The organism is Collinsella sp. LCP21S3_C7 (genome assembly GCF_052118485.1).
GTDB lineage: Bacteria > Actinomycetota > Coriobacteriia > Coriobacteriales > Coriobacteriaceae > Collinsella.
In genome coordinates this window covers 13865-38262 of sequence record NZ_JBQKHC010000012.1, presented here as the reverse complement: position 1 = coordinate 38262, position 24398 = coordinate 13865, and the positions used below count along the sequence as shown (strand labels likewise).

The window sequence follows — 24398 nt, the reverse complement described above, 5'->3', positions numbered from 1 at the left end:
CAGTTAGTCGTCGAAATTGGGTCTTCCTGTTACAGATTGAGATGTTTGAAGCGGTGAGCTTACAGGCCGAACCTGGGGCCCTCGTCGTTGCCCTTGAGGTCGGCGGTGTCCACTCGTAGGGCGTGCGTTACGCAATTGTTTCGAAACGGGCGGGAAACACAATGGGCCGGCGATGCTTCTAGTATGCCTATTCAACTGACTGTCTAAATATCTAGGGGAGGATCGCGATGCAGGCAGATTCCGCTCAGCAGCAGGGCCTTTATCGCCCCGAATTCGACCATGATGCATGTGGCATCGGCGCGCTTGCCGATATCAACGGTGAGCGCCACCACCAGATTCTGGACGATGCGCTGTCCATTCTGGTCAACCTGGAGCACCGCGGTGGCACGGGACTCGAGAAGAATACCGGCGACGGCGCCGGCATCCTGTTCCAGGTTCCGCATCACTTTTTCCGCAAAGAGGCTCAAAAGTGCGGCCAGATTCTGCCGGCAGAGGGCGACTATGGCGTGGCCATGCTGTTCTTCCCGCAAGACGACAAGGGCGTAGAGGATGCCCGCCGCGTGTTTGAGGAAGGCTGTGCCGAGGCCGGCGTGCCGCTGCTCTTTTGGCGCGAGGTGCCGGTCGACCCTCACGATCTGGGCGAGACGGCCCGCGCCTGCATGCCCACCATCCTGCAGGCCTTCCTGGGCCGTCCGGACGACACGCCCGCCGGCGATGCCTTTGAGCGTCGCCTGTACGTGTGCCGCCGTACCATCGAAAAGAAGGCCGACGCCGAGTTTGCCCTGCGTGACAAGATCTTCTATGTGTGCTCCATGAGCTCGCGCACCATCGTGTACAAGGGCATGCTGGTCGCCACGCAGATGCGCCGCTTCTTTATCGATCTCAACGACGCCGCCGTCAAGACGGCCGTGGCGCTCGTCCACTCGCGCTACTCCACCAACACCACGCCTAGCTGGGAGCGCGCACATCCCAACCGCTTTATTATCCACAACGGCGAGATCAACACCCTCAAGGGCAACGTCAACTGGATTCGCGCCCGCGAACCTAACCTGTACAGTCCCGTGCTGCAGCATGATCTTGAGCGTGTGATGCCCATCATCAACCGCGAGGGTTCCGACTCCGCGATTCTGGATAATGTACTCGAGTTTTTGGTCATGAACGGCCGTCCGCTCACGCGTGCCGCGTCCATGTTGCTGCCCGAGCCGTGGGACCACAACGACAACCTGAGCGAGGAGCGTCGCGCCTACGATGCCTACCAGTCCATGCTCATGGAGCCCTGGGACGGCCCGGCGGCCATCGCCTTTACCGACGGCCGTACGCTGGGTGCCGCCCTCGACCGCAACGGTCTGCGCCCGGCTCGCTACTACGTGACGCGCGACGGCCGCTTTATGCTGGCAAGCGAGGTGGGCACCATCGAGGTGCGCCCCGAGAATATCCTGACAAGCGGTTGTTTGGGACCGGGCCAGATGCTCGAGGTCGATTTTGCCCGCGGTCGTGTGATCTACAATGATGAGCTGCGCGCCCGCTATGCCAAGGAAAAGCCCTACCGCGACTGGATTGCCGAGGAGACGCTGACCGTTGACGCGCTCGACAAGCCCGCCGCGGCAACGCCCGCCGAGGATGCCGAGGTGCCTGCCGCCGTGCGTATGGCCAAGCTCGGCTACCACTGGGATGATGTTGACGAGGTCGTGCGCCCCATGGCCCAGCAGGGCAAGGCCCCGCTCGCCTCGATGGGTATCGATGCGCCGCTGGCCTGCCTGTCCAAGAAGACGCGCTCGTTCTTTGACTACTTCTATCAACTGTTCGCCCAGGTCACGAACCCGCCGATCGACGCCCTGCGCGAGCATATGGTCACCTCGACCACGCTCTACCTGGGCAACCACGGCAACCTGCTCGAGGATTCTCGTACGGCCTGCCAGCTGGTGCGTCTGGAGCGCCCGCTGCTGAGCGAGGAGGAGTTCGACCGCATTTGCGCGATTGACCGTGTTGGCTTTAAGACCCGCCGTTTCCGTGCCGTTTACCGCCGCGATGCCGGCGAGGGCGCGCTACAGGCTGCGCTCAAGCAGCTTGCAGAGGATGTTGAGGCTGCGGTCCGCGACGGCGTGAACATCGTGGTGTTGAGCGATCGCGCCGGAGCGGACGAGGTACCCGTGCCGTCACTGCTCGCCGTGGGCTGCGTGCACAACCACCTGATCCGCGCCGGCGTGCGTACCTTTGCCGACATCGTGGTGGAGTGTGGCGACGCCGTGTCTCCGCACGACTTTGCGGCGCTGGTGGGCTACTCCGCGAGCGGTATCTATCCGTACAACGCGCATGCGTGCATTCGCGACCTGGCGGCGCACGGCGATCTGGACGTGACAGTCGAGCAGGGCATCGCCAACTACAATAAGGCTGCGACCGCCGGCATCGTTTCCATCATGTCCAAGATGGGCATCTCCACGGTGCAGAGCTACCATTCGGCGCAGATTTTCGAGGCCGTGGGCTTTACGCCGGAGTTCGTCAACGCGTACTTCGCCGGCACGGTGAGCCGTGTGGGCGGTATGGGTGTCGAGGATGTTGAGCGCGAGCAAAACGAGCGCTACGACGCCGCGCTCGCTATCCTTAAGAGCCCGGCTCCCGATCAGCTGCCCACGCTGGGTCTGACCAAGTGGCGCCCGCTCGGCGGCGAGGATCACCTTATTGATCCGCAGACTGTCTACTTGCTGCAGACCGCCTGTCGTGAGGACAGCTACGACACCTTTAAGGAGTACAGCGCCCGCCTGCACCGCACCGGCCGTGCCGTGCGCCTGCGTGACTTGCTCGACTTTAATGCCAACGGCCGCACGCCGGTTTCGCTCGACGAGGTGGAGCCCGCGCGCAACATCGTCCGCCGCTTTAACACCGGTGCCATGTCGTACGGTTCTATCAGCAAAGAGGCGCACGAGTGCATGGCCATCGCCATGAACCGCCTGCATGGACGCTCTAACTCGGGCGAGGGCGGCGAGGATCCGCGTCGCGAGACCCCGCTGGCCAACGGTGACTCCAAGAACTCCGCCATCAAGCAGGTGGCAAGTGCGCGCTTTGGCGTAACGAGCCGCTACCTGTGCAGTGCCTTCGAGATTCAGATCAAGATGGCCCAGGGCGCCAAGCCCGGCGAGGGTGGCCACCTGCCCGGTAAGAAGGTCTACCCCTGGATCGCCGAGGTCCGTCAGTCCACGCCCGGCATCGGCCTGATCTCGCCTCCGCCGCACCACGACATCTACTCCATCGAGGACCTGGCAGAGCTGATCTTTGATCTTAAGAACGCCAACCCCGGTGCGCGCGTGTCGGTCAAGCTGGTCAGCGAGGCCGGCGTCGGCACCATCGCCACCGGTGTGGCCAAGGGTGCCGCCGACAAGATCTTGATCAGCGGCCACAATGGCGGCTCGGGTGCCGCGGCGCGCGATTCCATTTGGCACGCCGGCCTGCCGCTGGAGCTCGGCCTCGCCGAGGCTCAGCAGACGTTGCTGCAAAACGGCCTGCGCTCCCGCGTGGTGCTCGAGGCCGACGGCAAGCTCATGGACGGCACCGATGTTGCCGTCGCCTGCCTGCTGGGCGCCGAGGAGTTTGGCTTTGCGACCATGCCGCTCATCTCCATGGGCTGCCTCATGCAGCGCGACTGCCAGCAGGACACCTGCCCGGCCGGCATCGCCACGCAAAACTGTCGCCTGCGTCGCGGCTTCCGCGGCAAGCCCGAGCACGTTGAGCACTTTATGCTCTTTGTTGCCGAGCAGCTGCGTGAGGTCATGGCGAGCCTGGGCTTCCGCACCGTCGACGAGATGGTCGGCCATCCCGAGTGCCTGCGCCAGATCGAGGTACCGGGCAACCGCAAGGCCAACCTGCTTGATCTGTCGCCCGTGCTGGCGAGCGCGACCTGCGAGTTCGGTTCCCATATCCCGGGCGCCGACGGTCGCCACTTCCTGCCGCAGATGGCTGCGGACAGCGAGCTCGACAAGACGCTCGACTCCACGTTGTTTGTGCCCTATACGGCCGATGCCCGTGCACACCTGCGCCCGATTCGGTTCCGCGCCGATATCGCCAACGTCAACCGTTGCGTGGGCACCATCCTGGGCAATGCGGTGACCAAGGCGCATCCCGAGGGCCTGCCCGCCGGCTCCATCACCATCGATTGCGATGGTTCGGCCGGTCAGAGCTTTGGCGCCTTTCTGCCGCGCGGCATTACGCTCAACGTGTGCGGCGACGCCAACGACTACTTTGGCAAGGGCCTTTCGGGCGGCGAGGTGTCGGTGCGCCCCAACCCGCATGCGACCTACAAGTTCGACGAGAACATCATCGTGGGCAACGTGGCGTTCTTTGGCGCCACGAGCGGACGCGGCTTTATTAACGGCCTGGCAGGCCAGCGCTTTGGCGTGCGTAACTCCGGTGCCACCGTGGTGGTCGAGGGCTGCGGCAACCATGGCTGCGAGTACATGACGGGCGGCCTGGCGCTCATCTTGGGCGAGGTCGGGCAGAACTTCGCCGCCGGTATGACGGGTGGCGTGGCCTATGTCTTTGACCAGTACGGCACGCTCGAGGCCCGTGTGAACCACGAGAGCGTGGAACTCAAGGCCCCGACGGCTGGCGAGCTGGCGCAGATTCGCGCGCTCATCCAGGAGCACGTGGACGCGACACAGAGCCCGCGCGGCATTAAGCTGCTCTACAGCTTCGAGACGATGAGTAAGCACTTTGTGAAGGTCATTCCGACCGAGTACGAGCGCGTGCTGGCGATTGTCGCTGCGGCCGAGGCCGTGGGCAAGACGCACGCGCAGGCCGAGGAGTTGGCGTTTGACATCGTGACCGGCCGCGCGAGCGCCGCGGATGTCGCTCGCTTTGATGTCGCGGGCGGTGCGCCCGTGGCTGTCAGCTCTGTTGCTTCGACCAAGAAGGAGGCGTAAGTGCCATGGGTAAGCCCGGTGCTTTTCTTGATATCGATCGCGTGACCCACGAGCTGCGCCCCGTGGAGGAGCGCAGCCGCGATTTCGATCCGCTGTATGTGGAGCTCGACGACGATGCGCGCCGCGCCCAGGCGAGCCGCTGCATGATGTGCGGGGTGGCGTTTTGCCAGATGGGTGCGAGCTTTGGCAAGGCGCGTCCGAGTGGCTGTCCGCTGCACAACCTGATTCCCGAGTGGAACGAGATGGTGTATCGCGGTCGCTGGGACGAGGCGGCCGAGCGCCTGTCGCTCACCTCGCCCATGCCCGAGTTTACGAGCCGCGTGTGCCCGGCACTGTGCGAGGCTGCGTGCAACCTGGGTTCGGTCGACGGCCAGCCCACAACGATTCACGATAACGAGCGCGCGATCAGCGACCACGAATGGGCAAACGGCGGCCCGCGTCGCTTTGAGCCGGCAGGGGAGGACGCGCCCTCGGTCGCCGTGGTGGGCTCCGGCCCGGCTGGCCTGGTGGCTGCATGGGAACTTGCGCGTCGCGGTGCCCGCGTGACGGTGTTTGAGCGCGACGACCGCCCAGGCGGTCTGCTCATGTACGGCATTCCCAACATGAAGCTCGAGAAGTCCGTGGTCGAGCGCCGCGTGGCGCTCATGCGCGAGCTGGGCATTGTCTTTGAGCTGGGTACTGACGTTACGAACCCTGCGGTGGCGGCCAAGCTCAATGGTTTTGACGCCGTTGTGGTGGCTGCCGGTGCTCGTACGCCCCGCGGTCTTTTGGCTACGAATGTGGATGCCCCGGGCGTGGTGTATGCCGTGGACTACCTGACGGCTTCGACCGTGTCGGTGCTCGATGGCGGTGAGCCCGCGGTGAACGCGCGCGGCCTGGACGTTGTGGTCATTGGCGGCGGCGATACCGGCAACGACTGCGTGGGTACCGCGGTGCGCCAGGGTGCACGCAGTGTGCGTCAGTTTGAGTTCTTGCCGGCCGCACCCGATAAGCGTGCGGCGAGCAATTCCTGGCCGCAGTGGCCCAACGTTAAGAAGACCGACTACGGTCAGCAGGAGGCTATCGCTGCCATGGGCGGCGAGATGCGTGCTTGGGGAGTGGATACGCTCGAGGTATTGCTGGACAAGAAGGGCGCTGCCGCGGGCCTGCGCGTGGTCGATCTGGACTGGTCGGCCGGCAAGCCCGAACGCATTGCGGGCTCCGAGCACGAGGTGCCGGCCCAGCTGGTGCTGATCGCCTGTGGCTTTACGGGTCCGGAGCACGGCGTGTTCGACGCTGTTGACGTGCCTATTGCCACGGCGGGCCGTCCGTTGCCCGTGATGGCCTCCGAGGACTCGCATCTTGCGGCTCGCGTGGATGGCGTTGCCGCGGATGCCGCGCCGGTGTATGTGGCCGGCGATGCCCGCAACGGCAGCTCGCTCGTGGTGAGTGCCATGGCCGATGCCCTCGCCTGCGCAGCCGAGGTCGCCGAGGCGCTGGGGCTGTAAGACAATCACGGAGTTACTCAACAATCGAATCGGCAAGGGCTGTCCCCGACGGCCGGCATATAAGGAGCGTCCCCAAGTGCCGGCAGCTGGGGACGTTCCTTACGTGCCGGCATCCGGGGACACTCCTTGCGGGTTTGCGAGCGTTTTGCTCGTTTGCCGACGTTTGGCTGCCTACCCGTTGGCGTTTGCGCTCGTTGCGCTCTGCTGTTTATGTGGCGGCTTTAGTTGTTTGCGGACAGCGGCGCGGGTGATTCGTCTAGTTCTACCCGCGATTTTGTGGCAATTTGTATAATCTGCAAGTATCCCGTCAAGCGCTTGGTCAGCATCTGGTTTGCAGCCCGATGCCCATTTCGCCCGTGATGGCGGCGACCACCCGCCCTCCTCGTAAGCTCAAATTGAGGTTTATCAGTTTGAGGAGGATGCCATGGCTGATCATGTTTTGGACCGGGGACGTCTGGCCGAGGCCGTCGGTGACGATATTGCCGGCATGGCCCAGTTTTGGATGCTGCGCAAGTTTCAGTTTTTGGAGGCGGCGCGTACACAGTTCGAAGTGATAGTCGATCCATGGCTCAGCTATTGCGAGGAGCCCTCGCAAAATGAAATCATGGCCTATAACATGGCATTTACCGATTGGCTGCTGTTCGAGCGTCCCTATTACCATGGCAAGACACTGCTTGAGCTGTATGTTGACGAGCCGCCGGCGTCGCTTTCGCCTGTCTCGCTCAGACGGCTCGAGCAGGTGCGCGGCACGCACTATTTTTCGCGCTTTGGCATTTTGGATAAGGATCCCGCGACCGGTATGGTCGCGCTGCGTGACACGCGTACCGACCGTCGCTTTGACGTCTATGATCCGCATATCGTGCAAAAGGAGCACTGGCGCGATGGCGCGATTGCGGTGCGCCTCGCGTGCGTCGACGATGTCTGGCTGACGGCGGGGCAGCTCTACCTCTACGACATTGCGCGCCTGAGCGACACGGCGGTCGACGGGCCTGGCGCCGTGCATCCTGAGGACCTAGAAGATGGCTTCGATACCTCGTGTATCAGCTTCTTCTTACGGCTGGTTCGCGACATCATGGGCGCCCAGGGGCGCTACGTAAAGTCACTCAACATCTACAAACAGGAATGGGAATAGGGGATGGGCATCTGCCGCCTGCCTTGCCTTCTGCCTTTATATCTCGATCTGTAACGTTTAGGGACAAAAAACCGGTCCACCCGTTACAGATCGAGACGAATGCTTGGGCGTTGCTGGGTTGTCTAAATCTGTAACGTTTAGGGGTCTGGAGAACGTCTAACTGTTACAGATTGAGACGTTTGGAACCCGGCAGGGGGGGGATGTCTCGATCTGTAACATCTGCAGGTCAAAACTCGATCCAACTGTTACAGATCGAGATGTTTGGCACCTAGCTGGGGAAATGTCTCAACCTGTAACATCTACAGGCCAAAATTCGACCTAACTGTTACAGATCGAGACAAAGGTTGGCCGCGGTGCCGAAAGATCTCGATCTGTAACGTTTGGCGGCTGCTTGTGCCCGTAACTGTTACAGACCAAGACATTTGTCGGCGACGGCAACAGCGGCGATGAGCCATTTATCCGATGCGGCGGTGATGAAAGTGTCTAATACCGTTTTCAAACACAAACATGCAGCACGTAGCACCTTGGCGCGGAATAGGATGCTTGCCAGGCTCACGGAGGCGGCTGAACAAGGCGTGCTGCTTGCGACGCACGACAATGCCGAGCTCATGTGGCTGCGGCGCCATGTGGGCACAGACGATATTGCGGAGCCCGAAGCGCACCTATTCTGTTTTCAGCATGAATGGGATGCGTTGACGCCGCCGGAGCGGGCTCGGCGGACCATCAAGGGGCTTGCGGAGTTTCATCCCGATTGGGCGTTTTGGGGATATGACGCCGCGCTGATATGGGGTCTGGAGGTGCCGAATGATCTGCTCGGGCCGCGTTACTTGGTCAAGACGGGTTGTTCGGTGGCGTTGAGTACGGGATATAGGCTGCTGCGTCCGCAGGCGTCGGGTGCGCTTGAGCGCGTCGACGGCGTGCGAGTGACGCCGTTTTGGCGCACGGTGGAGGATTGTCTGCTGCGTGCGCCGTTTTCATATGGTCTGGCGATTGCCGATTCTGCGCTGCGGGCGAAGGGCATATCGCGCGACGACCTCTGCGAACGGCTCCAGGCCGATTGCGAGGGCAGACGCGGGTATCGCAGAGCTCAGGTGATTGCGTCGCATGCGGACGGGCTGTCCGAAAATGGTGGCGAGTCTCGGTTCCGAGCGTTCTTTATTGCATACGGTTTTCCGGTGCCAGAGTTGCAGGTGGAGTTTCGCGATCCGCTCGATTCGAGCCAGGTGTTTCGGGTCGATTATTTCTGGAGGCTCGAGGACGGGACGTGCGTGATTGGCGAGCTCGACGGAAGAGGAAAGTATACCCTGCAGGATGGTGGGGATCGGGAGTCGGTCGACCCGTTCGTAGCAGAGCGTCAGCGAGAATCTCATCTGACATTGCTCGGGCACAAGGTGCTGAGGTTCACGTTTGATGAGCTCAAGAACCCGGGGAAGCTGGCTGAAAAGATGAGGCTGGCGGGTATTTCGCAGCGGGCCGATTTGGCTGAGGGATGGAAGCGTCAGTGGTATGGGCGCTGAGGGATACGACTAACGCGGATGTGGTTGTTCCGGACGAGTTTGTCTCGATCTGTAACAACAAGAGGCCGTTTGGCCTCGTAACTGTTACAGATCGAGACAGAAGGTTGGCTGCCGCTAAAAGATCTAAATCTGTAACATCTATAGGCCGAAAACCTGTCTACCTGTTACAGATTTAGATGTTTGACGACAGGGCTGGAGAATATCTCGATCTGTAACATCTAACGGCCAAAATTCGACCCAACTGTTACAGATTGAGACAAAGGCTGGACGCGGTGCCGAAAGATCTCGATCTGTAACATCTGGCTGCTAAAACCTGGTCTACCTGTTACAAATCAAGACGTTTTGCTGGAACGGCCGGAGCATTGCCGTGCTGTCTCCGTTTGTCCTCACAGCTCTCTCGTCCCTCCGCTAACCGATATGTTCGACTTTAGTTTGCTGCATTAGGTGATAATGGACAAATGTTCAAGTTAATCGTGAGGGAGGAGCTCGATATGGCGTCTGCCGATCGTTCCACGTTGTTTATCAATGCGACCGTCCTGGATGGTTCGGAGCATATGGAGCCGCAGCCCGACATGGCCGTGGCCGTTGAGCGCGGTGTCATCACGTGGATGGGGCCGAGCGCTGTTGCGCAGGCGCCTGCAGGTGCCGAGGTCCTCGACCTGGCCGGGGCGTATCTCATGCCGGGCCTCATCAATATGCATGTGCATCTGTGTGGCTCGGGCAAGCCGGTTTCGGCGGGCGATGCGGGCGCGCTGATGAAGAAGCTCGATAATCCCGTGGGGCGCGCTATCGTGCGCCATATTCTTAAGGGCAGCGCCCAACAGCAGCTGGCAAGCGGCGTGACCACGGTGCGCGGCGCGGGCGACCCGCTGTTTGCCGATCTGGCCGTGCGCGATGCTATCGACGCCGGCAAGTATCAGGGTCCGCGTTTGGTGGCGCCGGGAACGGGCGTCACGGTGCCGGGTGGCCACGGCGCGGGCTTGTTCGCCCAGGTGACCAACAGTCCCTCCGAGGCGGTCGAACAGGTGCGCGACCTGTATGCGCGCGGTGCCGACGTCATTAAATTGTTCGTAACGGGCGGTGTGTTCGATGCGACCGAGGTGGGCGAGCCGGGCGTGCTACGTATGCCGGTGGAGGTTGCCGCGGCGGCGTGCAAGGCGGCGCACGATATGGGCCTTCCGGTTATGGCTCATGTCGAGAGCACCGAGGGTGTGAAGGCCGCGCTCGAGGCCGGCGTCGATACGATCGAGCACGGCGCTCCGTTGACGCCCGAGATCCTGGAGCTGTACCGCGGCGCCGCGGGAACTCAGCTCGAGGGGCGTGCGCCGAGTGTGACCTGCACGATCAGCCCCGCACTGCCGTTTGTGCTGCTCGATCCGGAAAAGACTCATTCGACCGAAACGCAAAAGAAGAACGGCGATATCGTGTGCTCGGGCATTATCGAGAGCGCTCGTGCGGCGCTGGAAGCCGGTATCAAGGTAGGTTTGGGTACGGATTCGAGCTGCCCGTTCGTGACCCAGTACGACATGTGGCGCGAGGTGGCCTATTTTGCCAAGTACGTGGGCGTGAGCAATGCATTTGCGCTGCATACGGCTACGCAGGTTAATGCTGAGCTGCTGGGGCTGGGCGGCGAGACCGGTGCAATCGAGTGCGGCAAGGCTGCCGATATCCTGGTGACGCGCGAGAACCCGCTCGATGACCTGTGCGCTCTGCGCGAGCCGATGCACGTGATGTGTCGTGGCGATCTGGTGCGCAAACTCAAGGTGAAGCGTATTCCCGAGGTGGACGCCGAGCTCGACACGATTATGGCCATGCCAGCCGAGGCGCTTGCCGAGGAGCTTGCCCGCGACGGCGTGGCGTAGGTGTGACGGGGGCGGGCCCTTTGTCGCATTCAAAAAAGCCGAGGTCCCAGTGCGAGGCCTCGGCTTTTATTTTGTCCTGCGGTATGGCGGCTACGAGCGCGTCTCCATCTTGGCGTGGCACTTGGGGCAGGTGACGCGGATCTTGCCTTTGCCCTTGGGGACGGAGAGCATCTGGCCGCAGTTGGGGCACTTGAGGTATGCCGTGGTCTTGCGACCCTTCCACATCTTCTTGGCCGTGCGCTTGGCACGCTCAAAGTCTTCCTTACTGGTGCCGGCCGCGCGTGAGGTGCTGGCCGCTGCAGCGCCGCCACCCAAGCTGGCGACAAACTTGCCCAAGCCGGGGACCTTAGCCGAGCCGGCGACAAAGGCGTCGTTCTCCTTGCGACGTGCGTCGATGTTTTTGGACAGGCCGCGCAGTACGCCGATCACGATGACGGCGATGGCGATCCAACTGAGCCACTGGACGCGGGCCATCGATCCGATCATCGCGATGACGATGCCGGTAAAACCCATCACAATGGTGAGCTCGTCGGCGCCATTGCGGCCCTTCATAAAGTCATTCATGCAAATTGCCTTTCGTTCGATATGCCGCACGCCTTTATACCCGATTTAGAGCAAGGGGGACAGGTTAATCTGCACCAATGTGGTGCAAACATACCTGTCCTCGGAACATCAAGACGGTGCAAAGTGGTCTGTCCCCAATGCGCCGATTACTTAGAGAGCTTGTCGACGACGCGTTCGATCTCGGCGAGCTTCACGGCTTTGAGGTCTTCGTCGCCCGATTCGATTGCCGAAGTCACGCAGCCCTCGATATGCGCCTTGAGCACGTCGGCGTTAATGCGCGCGAGGAGTGCCTGTGTGGCCATGAGCTGCGTGGAAATATCGACGCAGTAGCGGTCCTCCTCGACCATCCGCAGGATGCCGTCGATCTGGCCGCGCGCCGTCTTGAGCATACGGTTTACCGATTTGTGGTCTGCCATCATGGCGGGTCCTCGTTTCTGGTCGATGGGGTCGAATGCTTCTGGTAGCAGCTAGGCTGCGGTCACGGACAGGGCGTGGAACTTCTCGCCGGCGCTCTCGACGGCGGCAGCGAGCTGCTCAGCGGCCACGGTGTCGGCGCACTCCACCTGTACCGTCTGAGTCTCGTGATCGGCATCGGCGTCGGTCACGCCGGCAACGTTGAGCAGTGCCGTCTCGACAGTAGCGTCGCAGTGGCCACACATAAGGCCGGAAGTCTTAATTGTGTAACGCATGGGTATTCCTCTCTGTTATGTCGGCTTTCCCAGGCACCCGACCTTGACCTTCAAGCCGTCGCTCGCGTACCAAAGTACGCGTCGCTCCTCTTTCAGGTCAATCTCGGGCACCTGGAAAACCCGTTCTAAATGGATTTAATGGTGAGCCTATTTTGCCACTTTAGGCTTAAAGGATTTCAGGCGCAGGGCATTGGACACGACGCACACGCTCGACAGGCTCATCGCCGCGGCGCCAAACATCGGCGAGAGCTGCCAGCCGGTGAGGGGGAAGAACACGCCCGCAGCGAGCGGAATGCCGATGCCGTTGTAGAACAGCGCCCAGAACAGGTCTTGCTTGATGTTGCGAATCGTGGCGCGCGAAAGCTCGATAGCGCGGGCGACGTCCATGAGGTCGCTGCGCATGAGTACCACATCTGCCCCTTCCTTGGCGATGTCGGCGCCGGTGCCGATAGCAAGGCCCACGTCGGCGCGCGCCAGGGCAGGGGAGTCGTTGATGCCGTCGCCCACCATGGCGACCTTGCCGCCCGCATCTTGCAGTTCGCGCACGTGGCGTTCCTTGTCGGCGGGAAGCACGTCGGCAATGACCTGCTTGCTGCTCAGTCCTACGCGGCGGGCGATTGCTTCGGCCGTGACGCGGTTGTCGCCGGTGAGCATGTGCACGTCGACGCCGAGCGAACGCATCGCAGCGATGGCCTCGGCGCTCGTCTCCTTGACCTCGTCAGCTACGGCAATGGTGCCGACAAGCTCGCCGTTCTTGGCAAAGAACAACGGTGTCTTGCCCTCGGCGGCAAATCGCTCCGCAAGACCGGCGGGCACCTCCGCGCCCAGCTCGCTCATCAGACGCACGTTACCGGCAGCGATGGCGTTTTGTCCCTCGCGCGCCGTAACGCCTCGTCCAGGCACGGCGGCAAAGTCCTCGACCATGCGCGCCACGATTCCGCGCGCCTCGCACTCGGTCATAATCGCCTCGGCCAGCGGATGCTCGCTCGAGCGCTCCAGCGCGGCAGCGAGCTTCAGTAACGCCTTTTCACTCATGGCGGGCGAGCCGTCGGCGCGCGTGGCTACCACGATATCGGTCACGGCAGGTTTGCCGCGGGTGACCGTACCCGTCTTATCGAGCACCACGGTACCCACGCCGCGCAGGTTCTCCAGCACCTCGGCGCTCTTAAACAGAATACCCATCTCGGCGCCCTTGCCGGTGCCTACCATAATGGCGACGGGCGTGGCTAGGCCGAGCGCGCAGGGACAACTGATCACCAGCACGGCCACGGCGGAGGTAAGTGCCTCGTTTATGCTGCCGGTCAGTGCCATCCACACCGCAAAGGTCACGGCCGAGATCACGAACACCACGGGCACGAACACGCCGGCGACCTTGTCGGCCATGCGGGCGATGGGCGCCTTGGTGGCGTTGGCGTCCTCGACGAGCTGGATGATCTTGGCGAGTGATGTCTCGGCACCAACCCGCGTGGCGCGGAAGGTAAACGAGCCGGTGCGGTTGACGGTGGCGGCGTTGACGGTGTCGCCGGCGGTCTTTTCCACGGGGATTGACTCGCCGGTGAGCGCACTCTCGTCCACGGCCGAGCTACCCTCGAGCACCACGCCGTCGACGGGGATTGACTCGCCGGGGTGCACGCGCAGGACCTGGCCGGGAAGGATGCTATCGACGTCGACGGTGGTTTCGCTGCCGTCGTCGGCAACGACGGTCGCGGTTTTAGGCGCCAGATCGATGAGCGCCTCGATGGCGCCGCCGGTCTTGGACTTGCTGCGCGTCTCGAGATATTTGCCCACGGTGACGAGCGACAGGATGGTGCCGGCGCTCTCAAAGTACAGGTTGTCCATGCCCGTCATCATAGCCTCGTGGACCTGACCTGCGGCCAGCTGGTCGGCCATGATGAACATAGCGTAGAGCGACCAGGCGATCGACGCGGTGGCACCGACGGCGATGAGGGCGTCCATGGTGGGCGCGCCGTGCACGAGTGATTTGAAGCCGTTGATAAAGTACGCGTCGTTGACGTAGACGATGGGGATGAGCAGGACGAGCTCGGTGAGCGCCAGCGTCATGCTGTGGGTGTGGTCGGTGAAGACGCTGGGCAGCGGCCAGCCGAGCATGTGTCCCATGCCTATGTAGAACAGCGGAATGAGAAAGATGATTGAGACGATGAGGCGGGTGCGCATGGCAGAGGCGGCGGCCTCCAGCTTTTTGGTGGGCGACTCCATATGGGCGGCGCCAGACCTGACTTGCGCGCTGCCGTTTGGGGCGGCTTCGGTGCCCGTACTGACGGGCGAGGCCGAGTAACCCGCGCGATCGACAGCGGTGCAGATATCGTCGGGGGAGACCTGCGCGGGGTCGTAGTCGACCATCATGGAACCGGCGAGCAGGTTGACCGCGACGCTTTGGACGCCGTCGAGCTTGCTCACGGCACGGTCCACGTGCGCCTGGCAGGCGGCGCATGTCATGCCGCCTACGTCGAACTTATCTTGAGCCATGGCCTCTCCTTTCTGTAGTTTGGTTTGGTGTTGGAATTGTTAACATGCCGATACTATACACCCATACCCCCTGGGGGTGTATGGCAAAAGTTGAAATGTATGACATTCCGATACGGGGGTCGACTGCCAAGTTAGCGCACCATCCTCGCCTTTCGTCTCAATCTGTAACATCTAGTTCCGTTTTTGCCGAGTTACTGTTACAGATTGAGACAAACAATTCGGCGGTTGCTTAACATCTCGATCTGTAACATCTGGCAGGGAAAATGACCTCTATCTGTTACAGATCGAGATGTTGTTTTACGAGGTTTTGGTTTGTCTCGATTCGTAACGTGTAGACCAGGTTTTGCCTCGTAACTGTTACAGATTGAGACAATTGGCCCAGACCCATCCCGTCCGCCTCGTCATCTGTGGTTTACGTGGGGGCATACGGAGTACGGGTATACTAACCGGCGGCGAATCTGCTCCATCGCTTAGAGCTGCTGCGTCTGGACGGCGCGTGATATGGCTGCCAAAGCGATCGCCAGCGTGCTGAGCAACGTCCTCTCTGTGCGCACCCGTTTTTGTATGTACTAGCGCACTACCAAGCACGCCCGCGCGGCCGCATGCCGTGCCCCTTGCGCGTGCAGATAAGGAACAACAACATATGCGTAATTCTGTATCCGACGTCACCGACGCCGAGATCCTGGACGAGACCCGCGAGGCCATGGCCCAGGCTGCCTTCGATGCGGCCGACGAGGCCAGCGCCGCCGAGACCGTCGAGTCCGCTACCGAGAACCTGCCCGCCTTTGACGAGCTGGGTCTTTCGGACGAGATACTTCGTGCCATCGAGAACCTGGGTTACACGGCGCCGACGCCCGTGCAGGCCGGCTCGATCCCCGTGGTGCTCGAGGGCCGCGACCTGCTTGCCGCCGCTCAGACCGGCACCGGCAAGACGGCCGCCTTTTTGCTGCCGACCATGAACAATCTGGAGCACATCGCTCCTCCCAAACCTGTGCGCGAGCGCGGCGGCCGTAACCGTCGTCGCGGTGCTAAAAAGCCCGAGGGCAACGGCCGCGGCCCCGTGATGCTCGTCATCACCCCTACGCGCGAGCTCGCCCAGCAAATCGACGAGGTCGCGAGCAAGATCGCCGACGTCACCGGCCATGTTGCCGTGACCGTTGTGGGCGGCGTGAGCTACAAGCCGCAGACCGCTGCCCTCAAGTACGGCTGCGACATCCTGGTCGCAACGCCGGGCCGTCTGGTCGATCTGATCGAGCAGGGTGCATGCCACCTGGACGAGGTCAAGGTGCTGGTGCTCGACGAAGCCGACCGCATGCTCGACATGGGCTTTTTGCCCGCCGTTCGCCGTATTGTGCGCGAGACGCCGGCCGAGCGCCAGACGCTGCTGTTCTCGGCGACCCTCGACGAGGAGGCCGTGGGCGAGATCACCGACCTAGTGAGCGACCCGGCCCGCGTGGAGATCGCGCCCGCCACATCGACCGCCGACACCGTCGACCAGTTTGTGTTTCCGGTGTCCATCGAGGCCAAGAACAACCTGCTGCCCGAGTTCCTCAAGAAGGAAGGCCCGGAGCGCACCATCGTCTTTATGCGCACCAAGCACCGTGCCGACAGCTGCTGCCGTCGTCTGGAGCGCAAGGGCATCAAGGCTGCCGCGATCCATGGCAACCGCAGCCAGGCCCAGCGCGAACGCGCACTTTCGGCCTTCCGCGACGGTACCGTCGACGTGCTGGTGGCAACCGACGTGCTCGCCCGCGGCATCGACATCAGCGACGTGCGCTACGTCGTGAACTTTGACGTGCCGGCCGAGCCGACCGACTACATCCACCGTATTGGCCGTACGGGCCGCGCCGGCGAGCTGGGCTGGGCCATCACGTTTGTGACCGAGCAGGACGTGGATGAGTTCTACGAGATCGAGAAACTCATGGACAAGACTGCCGACATCTACGAGGCCGGCGACTTGCACGTGGGCCCCAATCCGCCCGCGGTTGATTCCGAGCGCGACCCTGCGGCCTTTAAGGTGAAGAAGAAGACCAAGCGCGGTAAGTCCAAGAGCAAGAAGAAGCTTGAGCAGGCGCGTCGCGACGGCAAGCGCAACGGCGACGATTACGGCGATGTGGCCGGTCGTTCCAACCGTGGTCGCGATGAGCGTCGCGGCGACAGCGAGCGCCCGAGCCGTCCCAAGCGCGGCGGCAAGACCCGCGTGCGCGAGGGCGTTCAGGCTCGCGTGGACGAGGCCGTGGAGAGTGTGGCCCGCGAGGTGGCTGCCGAGGAGCGCGGCGGTGCTGGTGCCGTCGAGCCGGCCCCGCGCGGCAACCGTGCCGAGCGCCGTGCCAAGCAGTTCCAGGGCGAGGCACATCGCCGTCGCCGCGAGGACGAGGACCGCGGTGGTCGACGCCGTGTTGAGCGCGAGGAAGAGGGCCGTGGCTCGCGCGGCGGCAAGCGCGGCGCGGGCGACCGTCGTCGTTCCGGTCGCGATGACGAGCGCGGCGGCCGCGGCGGTGAGTCCCGTGGCGGCAAGCGCTTTGAAGAGCGCGGCGGCCGCGGCGGTGAACGTCGCGAGGATGCTCGCGGCAATGGCGGCCGCAGTGGCGCCGGCCGTTCTGGCGAGTCGCGCGATCGTCGCGATCCGCGTGCCAGCCGCGATCGTCGCGATGATTGGCGCAACTACGACGATACCCGCGAAGAGCGTCGCGGCGGCTATCGCGGCGGACGTGGCAGCAACCAGGCCGGCTCCCGTGGTGGCCGTGCCGGCGGTCGCGATAACCGTGGCAGCTATGGCAACAGCCGTGGCGGCAAGCGCGGCGGCAGCTCCCGTCGCCCCGGTGACGGCGGCGGCAAGCGCAAGTAACATACGCGTCGCGCGGTAAGGCGACACGAGTTTGGGCCTCGAGCAGACTATGCTCGGGGCCCTTTTAGTGGGCTCAGTATTAGTTGGGGCGAGTCTTCTTCGTGGAAACGCGCGGAGACGGTCGCGGCAAGAGATACGGGCTATCGATCTAGTTGGAGATTCGCGTACGCGGGGGCCGACATCGACGCAGGGCATGAGGTTTTCTGCTGACGCGCGGCGGCCGCGGTGCCCGGGCGGACACGCCAGGGATTTCGCCCGCTGCCTGGCGCCCTTGCCGACATCCGGCTTTCGCGCTCGCATTCTTTTGGATGCGGGCGTGTTTTTCGTGGCGCGCACGGGTCCCCCGGGGCGCGCCGTACATTTTTGGGAGTTTTCAGCAAGCCGGGGTGACTGCATACGCGCCGGAAGCGTCTATTTGAGCCAGCAGGATCCTTCGGCAGGCGATTTGGGTTGGCTGACGGCGTCCGGCGCGGCGATAACGCGCGTTTCGAGTCGCGCCGTGCCCCAAAACGACGCCAATCGCGCGGCGTCCACGATTCGCGGCACCGCCTGCGGGGGCCGCGATGCTGAAAACTCCGGTTTTTGCACGGTCCAAGCGGGGGTACGTTTGGACGAGAAGGGGCACCCCCGTCTTTTTATGCATGACGCAAGCGAAATTATGCAAGACAATAGGGCGCCATGCGTCGGATACCCAGCCTGGGCGCGCCATACGCCGACGCTTAGGCCCTCGATATCTCGGACATCATCACGCTCTAAATACTAACCCAGCAACATAATAATCCGTCTTTTCTCCGTCCCCATGGGACCGGGTGTGGTATTCTATCTGCCGGGTATAACTTAGAAATACCAAGTAATACCAACGCCGCAGAAACAAACTCCAGATGCGGGCCAATCGGGTTGCCTTCACAGCCCGTCGCCCAGCCGCGTGGCCCGCATCTATCCGCACTACCGTTGTTTCAAAAAGGAAGCGCCATGGCAGAACACATGACCCCGGTTGTCGCGAAGGTCTTACCCGAGGAAAAGGCGGCCTTCGCGGCGGCAACCCAGCTCGTGGGCACCACGCCGTCCAACGCCATCCGCATGTTTATCGCCGCGTTCAATCGCTGTGGCACCTTCCCGTTCGACATCTCGCCCAACGGGGCCTTTGGCACTGCACCCGATTCTCATCAACAATGACTGTCCCAAACTGCCGGTACTTGGGGACGTTCATTTTCTGCCGGCAGTTAAGGAACGTCCCCAAGTACCGGGTTTTGAGGAGGTTGGCATGCTCAATGCGATAGCGTGGGCGCTCGCCTGTTTTGGCGTTGTTGCTGCCGATATAGCCCTGAGCGTGGTTCTGTTTTCTGTTCTCGATGCCGTGTCGGTGCTGACGGGCTATACGATTGACAATCTCGATATTCAATGGTTCCAAGCCGCCGCTCAGACGGCGTCGTTTTTGATGGCGCTGCTGTGGTGGCGTTATCTGTGGCCGCGCTCGTTTATGGCGCGTTCGCAAAGCGAGCATCCGCTCGGCGGGGGAGCGCGTGGGGCGTGGAAACGCATCGCCTGCGTTATCGTGATCGGTCTTGCCCTGCAGGTGGTCGTTAGCTACGTGACCGACGCCGTGCTGTCGCTGTTGCCCGATGCCGCGGCCGACTACAGCGAGCTTGTCGAGGAAACGGGCATGGGCGATACCAGTCCTCTTGCCGTCCTGACCACGGTGCTCGGCGCGCCGTTTTGCGAAGAGCTCCTGGTGCGCGGTGTTATCTTTGAGTTTTCGCTGCGTGCGTTTAATCCCCAGTGCCGTCCGCTCTGGAAGCGCCGGCGTCGTGCGAGTGCGCAAGACGGCGCCATAGTGCCCTGGGCGGCCCCAAGCACGTGGGGTGTCGCCGCGGCGATTGTGCTGCAGGCGGCAATCTTTGGTTTTATGCACATGAATTGGGTGCAGGGTTGCTACGCGGGTGCCGCCGGCCTCATCTTTGGTTGGGTGCTCGTGACGACCGGAAAGCTCCGCTACACGATCCTGCTGCACTTTGCCTTTAATGCCGGGTCGTATCTCATGGGCCTGCTGTGGTTTGTGAACACGCCGCTCGACGTGGCGATCACGGTTGCCATCGCCGGCGTCATCCTCGTTGAGGCAATGCGCTCGTTGCGCCACGCGTGTGGGATGGACGCAGCGAGCGCATTGCTGCCTTAGTTGCGGCGACCGCCTCCGTTGGCACCCTGACGCCCCTGAGCTGCGCGGTTGCGCCCGGCGGTGTTCTGCGCGCGCGACATGCCGCTGTGCCCTTTGCTGCCCTTGGGTCCCTTGGCTCCAGCGCCGCCAGCGCCACCGTGGCCCTTGCCGCCCTTCTTGCCGGTGCCATGTCCGCCGCCGGCAGATGTCTCGCCCGGGCGTGGCGGCACGGGACGGATCAGGCAATGCTTGGTGTAGCCGATCAAATCGCGACGCCCGGCTTTCTCTAGCGCCTCGCGCACGAGCTTGTAGTTCTCGGGCTTGCGATACTGGATGAGTGCGCGCTGCATGGCCTTTTCGTGCGGGTCGCGCGCCACATAGATCGGCTCCATGGTGCGCGGGTCCACGCCGGTGTAGTACATGCACGTCGACATGGTGGACGGCGTGGGGTAGAAGTCCTGCACCTGCTCGGGCATGTAGCCCATGTCTCGCACGGCCTCGGCAAGGTCCACGGCTTCCTTCATCGTCGATCCGGGATGGCTCGAGATCAGATACGGCACCACGTACTGCTTGAGTCCGTACTCGCGGTTCAAGCGTTCAAATTTACGGCAGAATGCGTCGTAGACGGCTCGGCTCGGTTTGCCCATCACGGACAGCACCGCGTCGCTTACGTGCTCGGGTGCTACGCGTAGCTGGCCCGAGACGTGGTGCTCCAGCAGCTCGCGCAAAAACTCGTCCGAGGCATCGGCCATGGTGTAGTCGAAGCGGATGCCGCTGCGGACAAAGACCTTCTTGACGCCCGGCAGCTGGCGCAGGTCGCGCAGCAGCTGCGTGTAGCCGCTCTCGTCGACCACCATGTTCTTGCACACGCTCGGCCACAGGCATCGCTTGTTCTTGCATACGCCGTGCTTGAGCTGCTTGTCGCAGGCGGGACGGCTAAAGTTGGCCGTCGGCCCGCCCACGTCGTTGATATAGCCCTTAAACTCGGGATCGCGCGTGAGCAGCTCGGCCTCGCGCATGATCGAGTCGTGGCTGCGCATCTGCAGCACGCGGCCCTGGTGGAAGGTGAGCGCGCAAAACGAGCACTCGCCAAAGCAGCCGCGGTTGGAGCTGATCGAAAACTTGATCTCGGCAAAGGCCGGCACGCCGCCCGCCGCGTCGTAATCGGGATGCCAGTCGCGTGCGTAGGGGAGCTCGGCCACCTCGTCCATCTCGTCGGTGGTGAGCGTCGCCGACGGCGGGTTCTGCACCACATAGATGCTGTTGGGGTAGGGCTCTACCAGGCGATGTCCGGTGATGGGGTCCATATTCTGCTGCTGCACGTTAAAGCTGCGCGCGTAGTTGAGCTTGTCGGCGGTAAGGTCGTCCCAGCTGGGCAGCAGGTCATAGTCGTAGACCTCGTCGAGCGAACCCGTGCGGTAGACGGTGCCATTGATATAGGTGATCTGATCGACGGGCAGTCCCGCGTCGAGCGCGTCGGCGATCTCGACAATCGCGTGCTCGCCCATGCCGTAGATGAGGATGTCGGCGCCCGAGTCGAGCAGTACCGAGCGCTTGAGCTTGTCCTGCCAGTAGTCGTAGTGGGCCAAGCGACGCAGGCTTGCCTCGATGCCGCCGATGATGATGGGGGCGTCCTTGAATGTCTGGCGGATGAGGTTGCCGTAGACCGTGACGGCACGGTTGGGGCGGTGTCCCTCCTCGCCACCGGGGGTATAGGCGTCGGTGTGGCGGCGGTGCTTGGTCACCGAATAGTGGTTGACCATGGAGTCCATGTTGCCGGCGCTGACGAGAAAGCCCAGGCGCGGCTCGCCGAGCACGGTGATGCTGGCGGGGTCGGTCCAGTCGGGTTGGCAGATGATGCCCACCTTGTAGCCGTGCGCGTCGAGGACGCGGCTGATGATGGCCATGCCAAAGCTGGGATGGTCCACGTAAGCGTCGCCGCAGATGTAGACAAAGTCGCACTGGTCCCAGCCGCGTGCGTTCATGTCGGCGCGGCTGACGGGGAGGAACTTATCGCGGCCCGGGCGCCAGGGGCGGACAAGCGCTGCCGGGACATGCGCGGGGCGCGAGCCCTGGGCTTTGCTTCCACGCTTTTGCTGCTGGCCGCGTTGGGCATGCTTGCCGTGCTGGTTGTGCTGAGCGTCCTGGGGCTTTTTTGCCACGATTCCTCCCGGTGTTTGTATGCTGCACGTAATTGTAACCAGTCTTTTTGGGACGGGGCTAAAAAGACTGGTGGAGTACACGAGGTGTCGGGTGTCGATGCCGCGCCCGCCGTTTGTTTCCAGACGGTGTATCTGCGCGTTGGGGAGTCCGTCTCGCGGGCGCGCCATGTTGTCAATGGGTTACAGTATGAACGGCGGCTATGTTTCCGCCAACGCACGAGAGGGTCGTCAACAAGGAGGGCGCACGACGATGCAGCGTGCCAAACAGATATCGGAGTCTATTGAGCTGGGCATCATCTTGGCGCTCGCCGGTGGCTTTATGGACGTTTATTCGTACATTGGGCGCGACCATGTTTTCGCCAACGCGCAGACGGGCAACATCTTGCTGGTGGGCGTGAGCATCTCGGAGGGCAATTGGGCGCTCGCGGGGCGCTATTTCTTCCCTGTGGTGTCGTTTGCCGTGGGCATTATGCTTGCCGACCTGGTACACGAACGGTTTGGCAGCGTGATTCACTGGCGCCAGGTGACGGTGTTCTTTGAAGCCGTCATCTTGCTGGGCGTGAGCTTTATCCCCGGTGGCGGCTACAACTTGCTCGCCAACTGCCTCATCTCGTTTGCCTGCGGTATGCAGGTCGAGAGCTTCCGCAAGATCCACGGTCACGGCATTGCCACGACCATGTGCATCGGTAACCTGCGCAATGCGCTGCAAAACGTGGACGACTACATCATCACCCACAAGCGCGGCTTTTTGGAAAACGGCCTGCTGTACTTTGGCGTGATCTTTACCTTTGTGTTTGGCGCTGTGCTGGGAAACTGGTGTATTGAGCGCATGGGGCTGCACGCTATTGCGGTGGCGAGCGTGCTGCTGTTCGTGGCGTTTGCCATCATGTTTATCGACCGCGAGCGCGACCTGCGTTTTCGCTGGAAGCGCGCCTGCGAAGATTGGAAAGAGGCCTGCCAAAAATAGCGGCAGGATGTGGCAAGGGGCTGACCCCTTGCCACACTGATCAATAATGGGGAGGGGGCGGTCATCTCGGCCGCCCCTTTTTTGTTTAGTGGTCAGGCGGTGGCGATACCAGTTGTTAAAACGCTTTAAATAATCTGACGTTCTCACGCGTTTTTCGCTTCAAAAGCGCTAGGATGGGAGCCATAGCGTGGGGCGTAATGGGTGCCCCGCACACGATGGGAGGCTATCAATGGCTAATCGTTTCGTTCTCAACACCATTTCTTATCATGGTTCCGGCGCCATCAAGGAGATCCCCGGCGAGCTCCAGCGTCGCGGCTACAAGAAGATTTTCGTCTGCTCCGACCCCGATCTGGTCAAGTTTGGCGTTACCGCTAAGGTGACCGATGAGCTCGATGCCGCCGGCATCGCTTGGAGCCTCTACTCCGAGATCAAGCCCAACCCCACTATCCAGAACGTCAAGGACGGCGTCGAGGCCTTCAAGGCCGCCGAGGCTGATGCTATCGTGACCGTCGGTGGCGGCTCCTCTATGGACACTGCCAAGGCCATCGGCATCATCATCAACAACCCCGAGTTCGCCGATGTCCGCAGCCTCGAGGGCGTTGCTCCCACTAAGAACCACGCCGTGTTCACCATCGCCGTGCCGACGACCGCCGGTACCGCTGCTGAGGTGACCATCAACTACGTCATCACCGACCCCGAGAAGGTCCGCAAGTTCGTGTGCGTCGACACCAACGACGCCCCCGAGGTCGCCGTCGTCGACCCCGACATGATGGCTTCCATGCCCGCCGGCCTGACCGCTTCCACCGGCATGGACGCTCTGACCCACGCCATCGAGGGCTACACCACCAAGGGCGCTTGGGAGCTCTCCGACATGTTCCACTTTGAGGCCATCAAGCTGATCAGCGAGAACCTGCGCGACTCCGTTGCCGAGGCCAAGTCCGGCCAGCCCGGCTCCGGCCGCGAGGGCATGGCTCTTGGTCAGTATGTCGCCGGCATGGGCTTCTCTAACGTTGGCCTGGGCATCGATCACGCCATGGCTCACACCCTGTCCGCCCACTACGACACCCCGCACGGCGTCGCTTGCGCCATGCTGCTGCCGATTGCCATGGAGTTCAACAAGCCGGTTTGCGCCGAGCGCCTGGCCAAGGTCGCCGTCGCCATGGGCGTTGACACCACGGGCATGAGCACCGATGAGGCTGCCGACGCCGCTATCGCCGCCGTTAAGCAGCTCTCCGCTGACGTGAACATCCCGCACGTCTGCGAGGCCATGAAGGCTGACGAGATCGAGGTCCTGGCCAAGGACGCCATGGCCGATGCTTGCTTCCCGGGCAACCCGCGTGAGGCGACGCTCGACGACGTCATCGAGCTCTTCAAGAAGATCTGCCCGGCTGCCTAACATGGTTCGGCGGTCCCCTGCCCGTTAGCCCCACAATCGTCCTCGGACATGTCGGAGGCCCCGCTGCGCACTACGTGCGGCGGGGCCTCCTTCTGTCCTGCGGAAAGATTCTGGGGCTAACGGGCGGGGCCCGCCGGCTCGTTATCGTGGTGGGCGCTGCTCTGAGAAGCCCGATGGGTTGTCTCGCTAGGTAAAAAGATGGTTCGCGGTGGTATTGTT

15 protein-coding genes are annotated in these 24398 nt (G+C 62.5%); 10 read left to right on the top strand and 5 right to left on the bottom strand.

The window, feature by feature from the left end; all coding sequences use genetic code 11:
• The first annotated feature begins 227 nt into the window (after nucleotides 1-227).
• From gltB to ACTQ1E_RS05845, 5 genes are all read left to right on the top strand, one after another.
• Nucleotides 228-4913, top strand: a complete 4686-nt coding sequence (gltB, locus tag ACTQ1E_RS05865) for a glutamate synthase large subunit (protein WP_441565268.1) — start codon at nucleotides 228-230, stop codon at nucleotides 4911-4913.
• 5 nt (nucleotides 4914-4918) lie between these two features.
• Entirely contained in the window at nucleotides 4919-6400 is a 1482-nt protein-coding gene (locus tag ACTQ1E_RS05860) for a glutamate synthase subunit beta (RefSeq protein WP_441565266.1), read from the top strand.
• Between the two features lie 424 nt (nucleotides 6401-6824).
• Nucleotides 6825-7532, top strand: a complete 708-nt coding sequence (locus ACTQ1E_RS05855; RefSeq protein WP_441056833.1) for a hypothetical protein — start codon at nucleotides 6825-6827, stop codon at nucleotides 7530-7532.
• A 539-nt stretch (nucleotides 7533-8071) separates the two neighbouring features.
• On the top strand, nucleotides 8072-9049 hold the full coding sequence (locus ACTQ1E_RS05850) for a hypothetical protein (RefSeq protein WP_441565264.1): 978 nt from the start codon (nucleotides 8072-8074) through the stop codon (nucleotides 9047-9049).
• Nucleotides 9050-9540: 491 nt separating this feature from the next.
• Nucleotides 9541-10911 (top strand): amidohydrolase family protein, encoded by a 1371-nt coding sequence (locus ACTQ1E_RS05845; RefSeq protein WP_441565262.1) that lies wholly within the window; start codon nucleotides 9541-9543, stop codon nucleotides 10909-10911.
• Nucleotides 10912-11001: 90 nt separating this feature from the next.
• Here ACTQ1E_RS05845 and ACTQ1E_RS05840 read toward each other — a convergent pair whose 3' ends face one another.
• From ACTQ1E_RS05840 to ACTQ1E_RS05825, 4 genes are all read right to left on the bottom strand, one after another.
• The gene (locus ACTQ1E_RS05840; protein ID WP_441565260.1) at nucleotides 11002-11475 is read right to left on the bottom strand and encodes a hypothetical protein; all 474 of its coding nucleotides are present in this window, start codon (nucleotides 11473-11475) and stop codon (nucleotides 11002-11004) included.
• Between the two features lie 146 nt (nucleotides 11476-11621).
• Nucleotides 11622-11891: a metal-sensing transcriptional repressor gene (locus ACTQ1E_RS05835; protein WP_441565258.1), complete on the bottom strand. Its 270-nt coding sequence runs from the start codon at nucleotides 11889-11891 to the stop codon at nucleotides 11622-11624.
• Nucleotides 11892-11942: 51 nt separating this feature from the next.
• Nucleotides 11943-12164 (bottom strand): heavy-metal-associated domain-containing protein, encoded by a 222-nt coding sequence (locus tag ACTQ1E_RS05830; protein ID WP_154515953.1) that lies wholly within the window; start codon nucleotides 12162-12164, stop codon nucleotides 11943-11945.
• A 147-nt stretch (nucleotides 12165-12311) separates the two neighbouring features.
• The gene (locus ACTQ1E_RS05825; protein ID WP_441565256.1) at nucleotides 12312-14651 is read right to left on the bottom strand and encodes a heavy metal translocating P-type ATPase; all 2340 of its coding nucleotides are present in this window, start codon (nucleotides 14649-14651) and stop codon (nucleotides 12312-12314) included.
• Between the two features lie 643 nt (nucleotides 14652-15294).
• Between ACTQ1E_RS05825 and ACTQ1E_RS05820 the strand changes: the two genes are divergently transcribed.
• The 3 genes from ACTQ1E_RS05820 to ACTQ1E_RS05810 all read left to right on the top strand — a co-directional run bounded on the left by ACTQ1E_RS05820 (nucleotide 15295) and on the right by ACTQ1E_RS05810 (nucleotide 19675).
• Nucleotides 15295-17499: a DEAD/DEAH box helicase gene (locus ACTQ1E_RS05820; protein ID WP_441565254.1), complete on the top strand. Its 2205-nt coding sequence runs from the start codon at nucleotides 15295-15297 to the stop codon at nucleotides 17497-17499.
• Nucleotides 17500-18471: 972 nt separating this feature from the next.
• Nucleotides 18472-18675: a type II toxin-antitoxin system RelB/DinJ family antitoxin gene (locus ACTQ1E_RS05815; protein WP_117734431.1), complete on the top strand. Its 204-nt coding sequence runs from the start codon at nucleotides 18472-18474 to the stop codon at nucleotides 18673-18675.
• An 88-nt stretch (nucleotides 18676-18763) separates the two neighbouring features.
• On the top strand, nucleotides 18764-19675 hold the full coding sequence (locus ACTQ1E_RS05810; RefSeq protein WP_441565252.1) for a CPBP family glutamic-type intramembrane protease: 912 nt from the start codon (nucleotides 18764-18766) through the stop codon (nucleotides 19673-19675).
• Here ACTQ1E_RS05810 and ACTQ1E_RS05805 read toward each other — a convergent pair.
• A complete protein-coding gene (locus ACTQ1E_RS05805) occupies nucleotides 19672-21816 on the bottom strand; it encodes a YgiQ family radical SAM protein (protein WP_441565250.1) in 2145 nt (714 codons plus the stop codon). The two genes, ACTQ1E_RS05810 and ACTQ1E_RS05805, sit on opposite strands and share 4 nt — an antisense overlap.
• Nucleotides 21817-22066: 250 nt before the next feature.
• Here ACTQ1E_RS05805 and ACTQ1E_RS05800 point away from each other — a divergent pair, with 250 nt between their 5' ends.
• Nucleotides 22067-22783: a YoaK family protein gene (locus tag ACTQ1E_RS05800; protein ID WP_154515938.1), complete on the top strand. Its 717-nt coding sequence runs from the start codon at nucleotides 22067-22069 to the stop codon at nucleotides 22781-22783.
• Between the two features lie 229 nt (nucleotides 22784-23012).
• The gene (fucO, locus tag ACTQ1E_RS05795; RefSeq protein ID WP_154515935.1) at nucleotides 23013-24179 is read left to right on the top strand and encodes a lactaldehyde reductase; all 1167 of its coding nucleotides are present in this window, start codon (nucleotides 23013-23015) and stop codon (nucleotides 24177-24179) included.
• The last annotated feature ends 219 nt before the right edge of the window (nucleotides 24180-24398 follow it).

Coding starts and splice junctions, on each gene's coding strand:
- ACTQ1E_RS05820 (WP_441565254.1), top strand. CDS start 15,295: ATGCGTAATTCTGTATCCGACGTCACCGACGCCGAGATCCTGGACGAG.
- ACTQ1E_RS05850 (WP_441565264.1), top strand. CDS start 8,072: ATGCTTGCCAGGCTCACGGAGGCGGCTGAACAAGGCGTGCTGCTTGCG.
- ACTQ1E_RS05815 (WP_117734431.1), top strand. CDS start 18,472: ATGGCAGAACACATGACCCCGGTTGTCGCGAAGGTCTTACCCGAGGAA.
- ACTQ1E_RS05855 (WP_441056833.1), top strand. CDS start 6,825: ATGGCTGATCATGTTTTGGACCGGGGACGTCTGGCCGAGGCCGTCGGT.
- gltB (WP_441565268.1), top strand. CDS start 228: ATGCAGGCAGATTCCGCTCAGCAGCAGGGCCTTTATCGCCCCGAATTC.
- ACTQ1E_RS05810 (WP_441565252.1), top strand. CDS start 18,764: ATGCTCAATGCGATAGCGTGGGCGCTCGCCTGTTTTGGCGTTGTTGCT.
- ACTQ1E_RS05845 (WP_441565262.1), top strand. CDS start 9,541: ATGGCGTCTGCCGATCGTTCCACGTTGTTTATCAATGCGACCGTCCTG.
- fucO (WP_154515935.1), top strand. CDS start 23,013: ATGGCTAATCGTTTCGTTCTCAACACCATTTCTTATCATGGTTCCGGC.
- ACTQ1E_RS05800 (WP_154515938.1), top strand. CDS start 22,067: ATGCAGCGTGCCAAACAGATATCGGAGTCTATTGAGCTGGGCATCATC.
- ACTQ1E_RS05830 (WP_154515953.1), bottom strand. CDS start 12,164: ATGCGTTACACAATTAAGACTTCCGGCCTTATGTGTGGCCACTGCGAC.
- ACTQ1E_RS05860 (WP_441565266.1), top strand. CDS start 4,919: ATGGGTAAGCCCGGTGCTTTTCTTGATATCGATCGCGTGACCCACGAG.
- ACTQ1E_RS05825 (WP_441565256.1), bottom strand. CDS start 14,651: ATGGCTCAAGATAAGTTCGACGTAGGCGGCATGACATGCGCCGCCTGC.
- ACTQ1E_RS05840 (WP_441565260.1), bottom strand. CDS start 11,475: ATGAATGACTTTATGAAGGGCCGCAATGGCGCCGACGAGCTCACCATT.
- ACTQ1E_RS05835 (WP_441565258.1), bottom strand. CDS start 11,891: ATGGCAGACCACAAATCGGTAAACCGTATGCTCAAGACGGCGCGCGGC.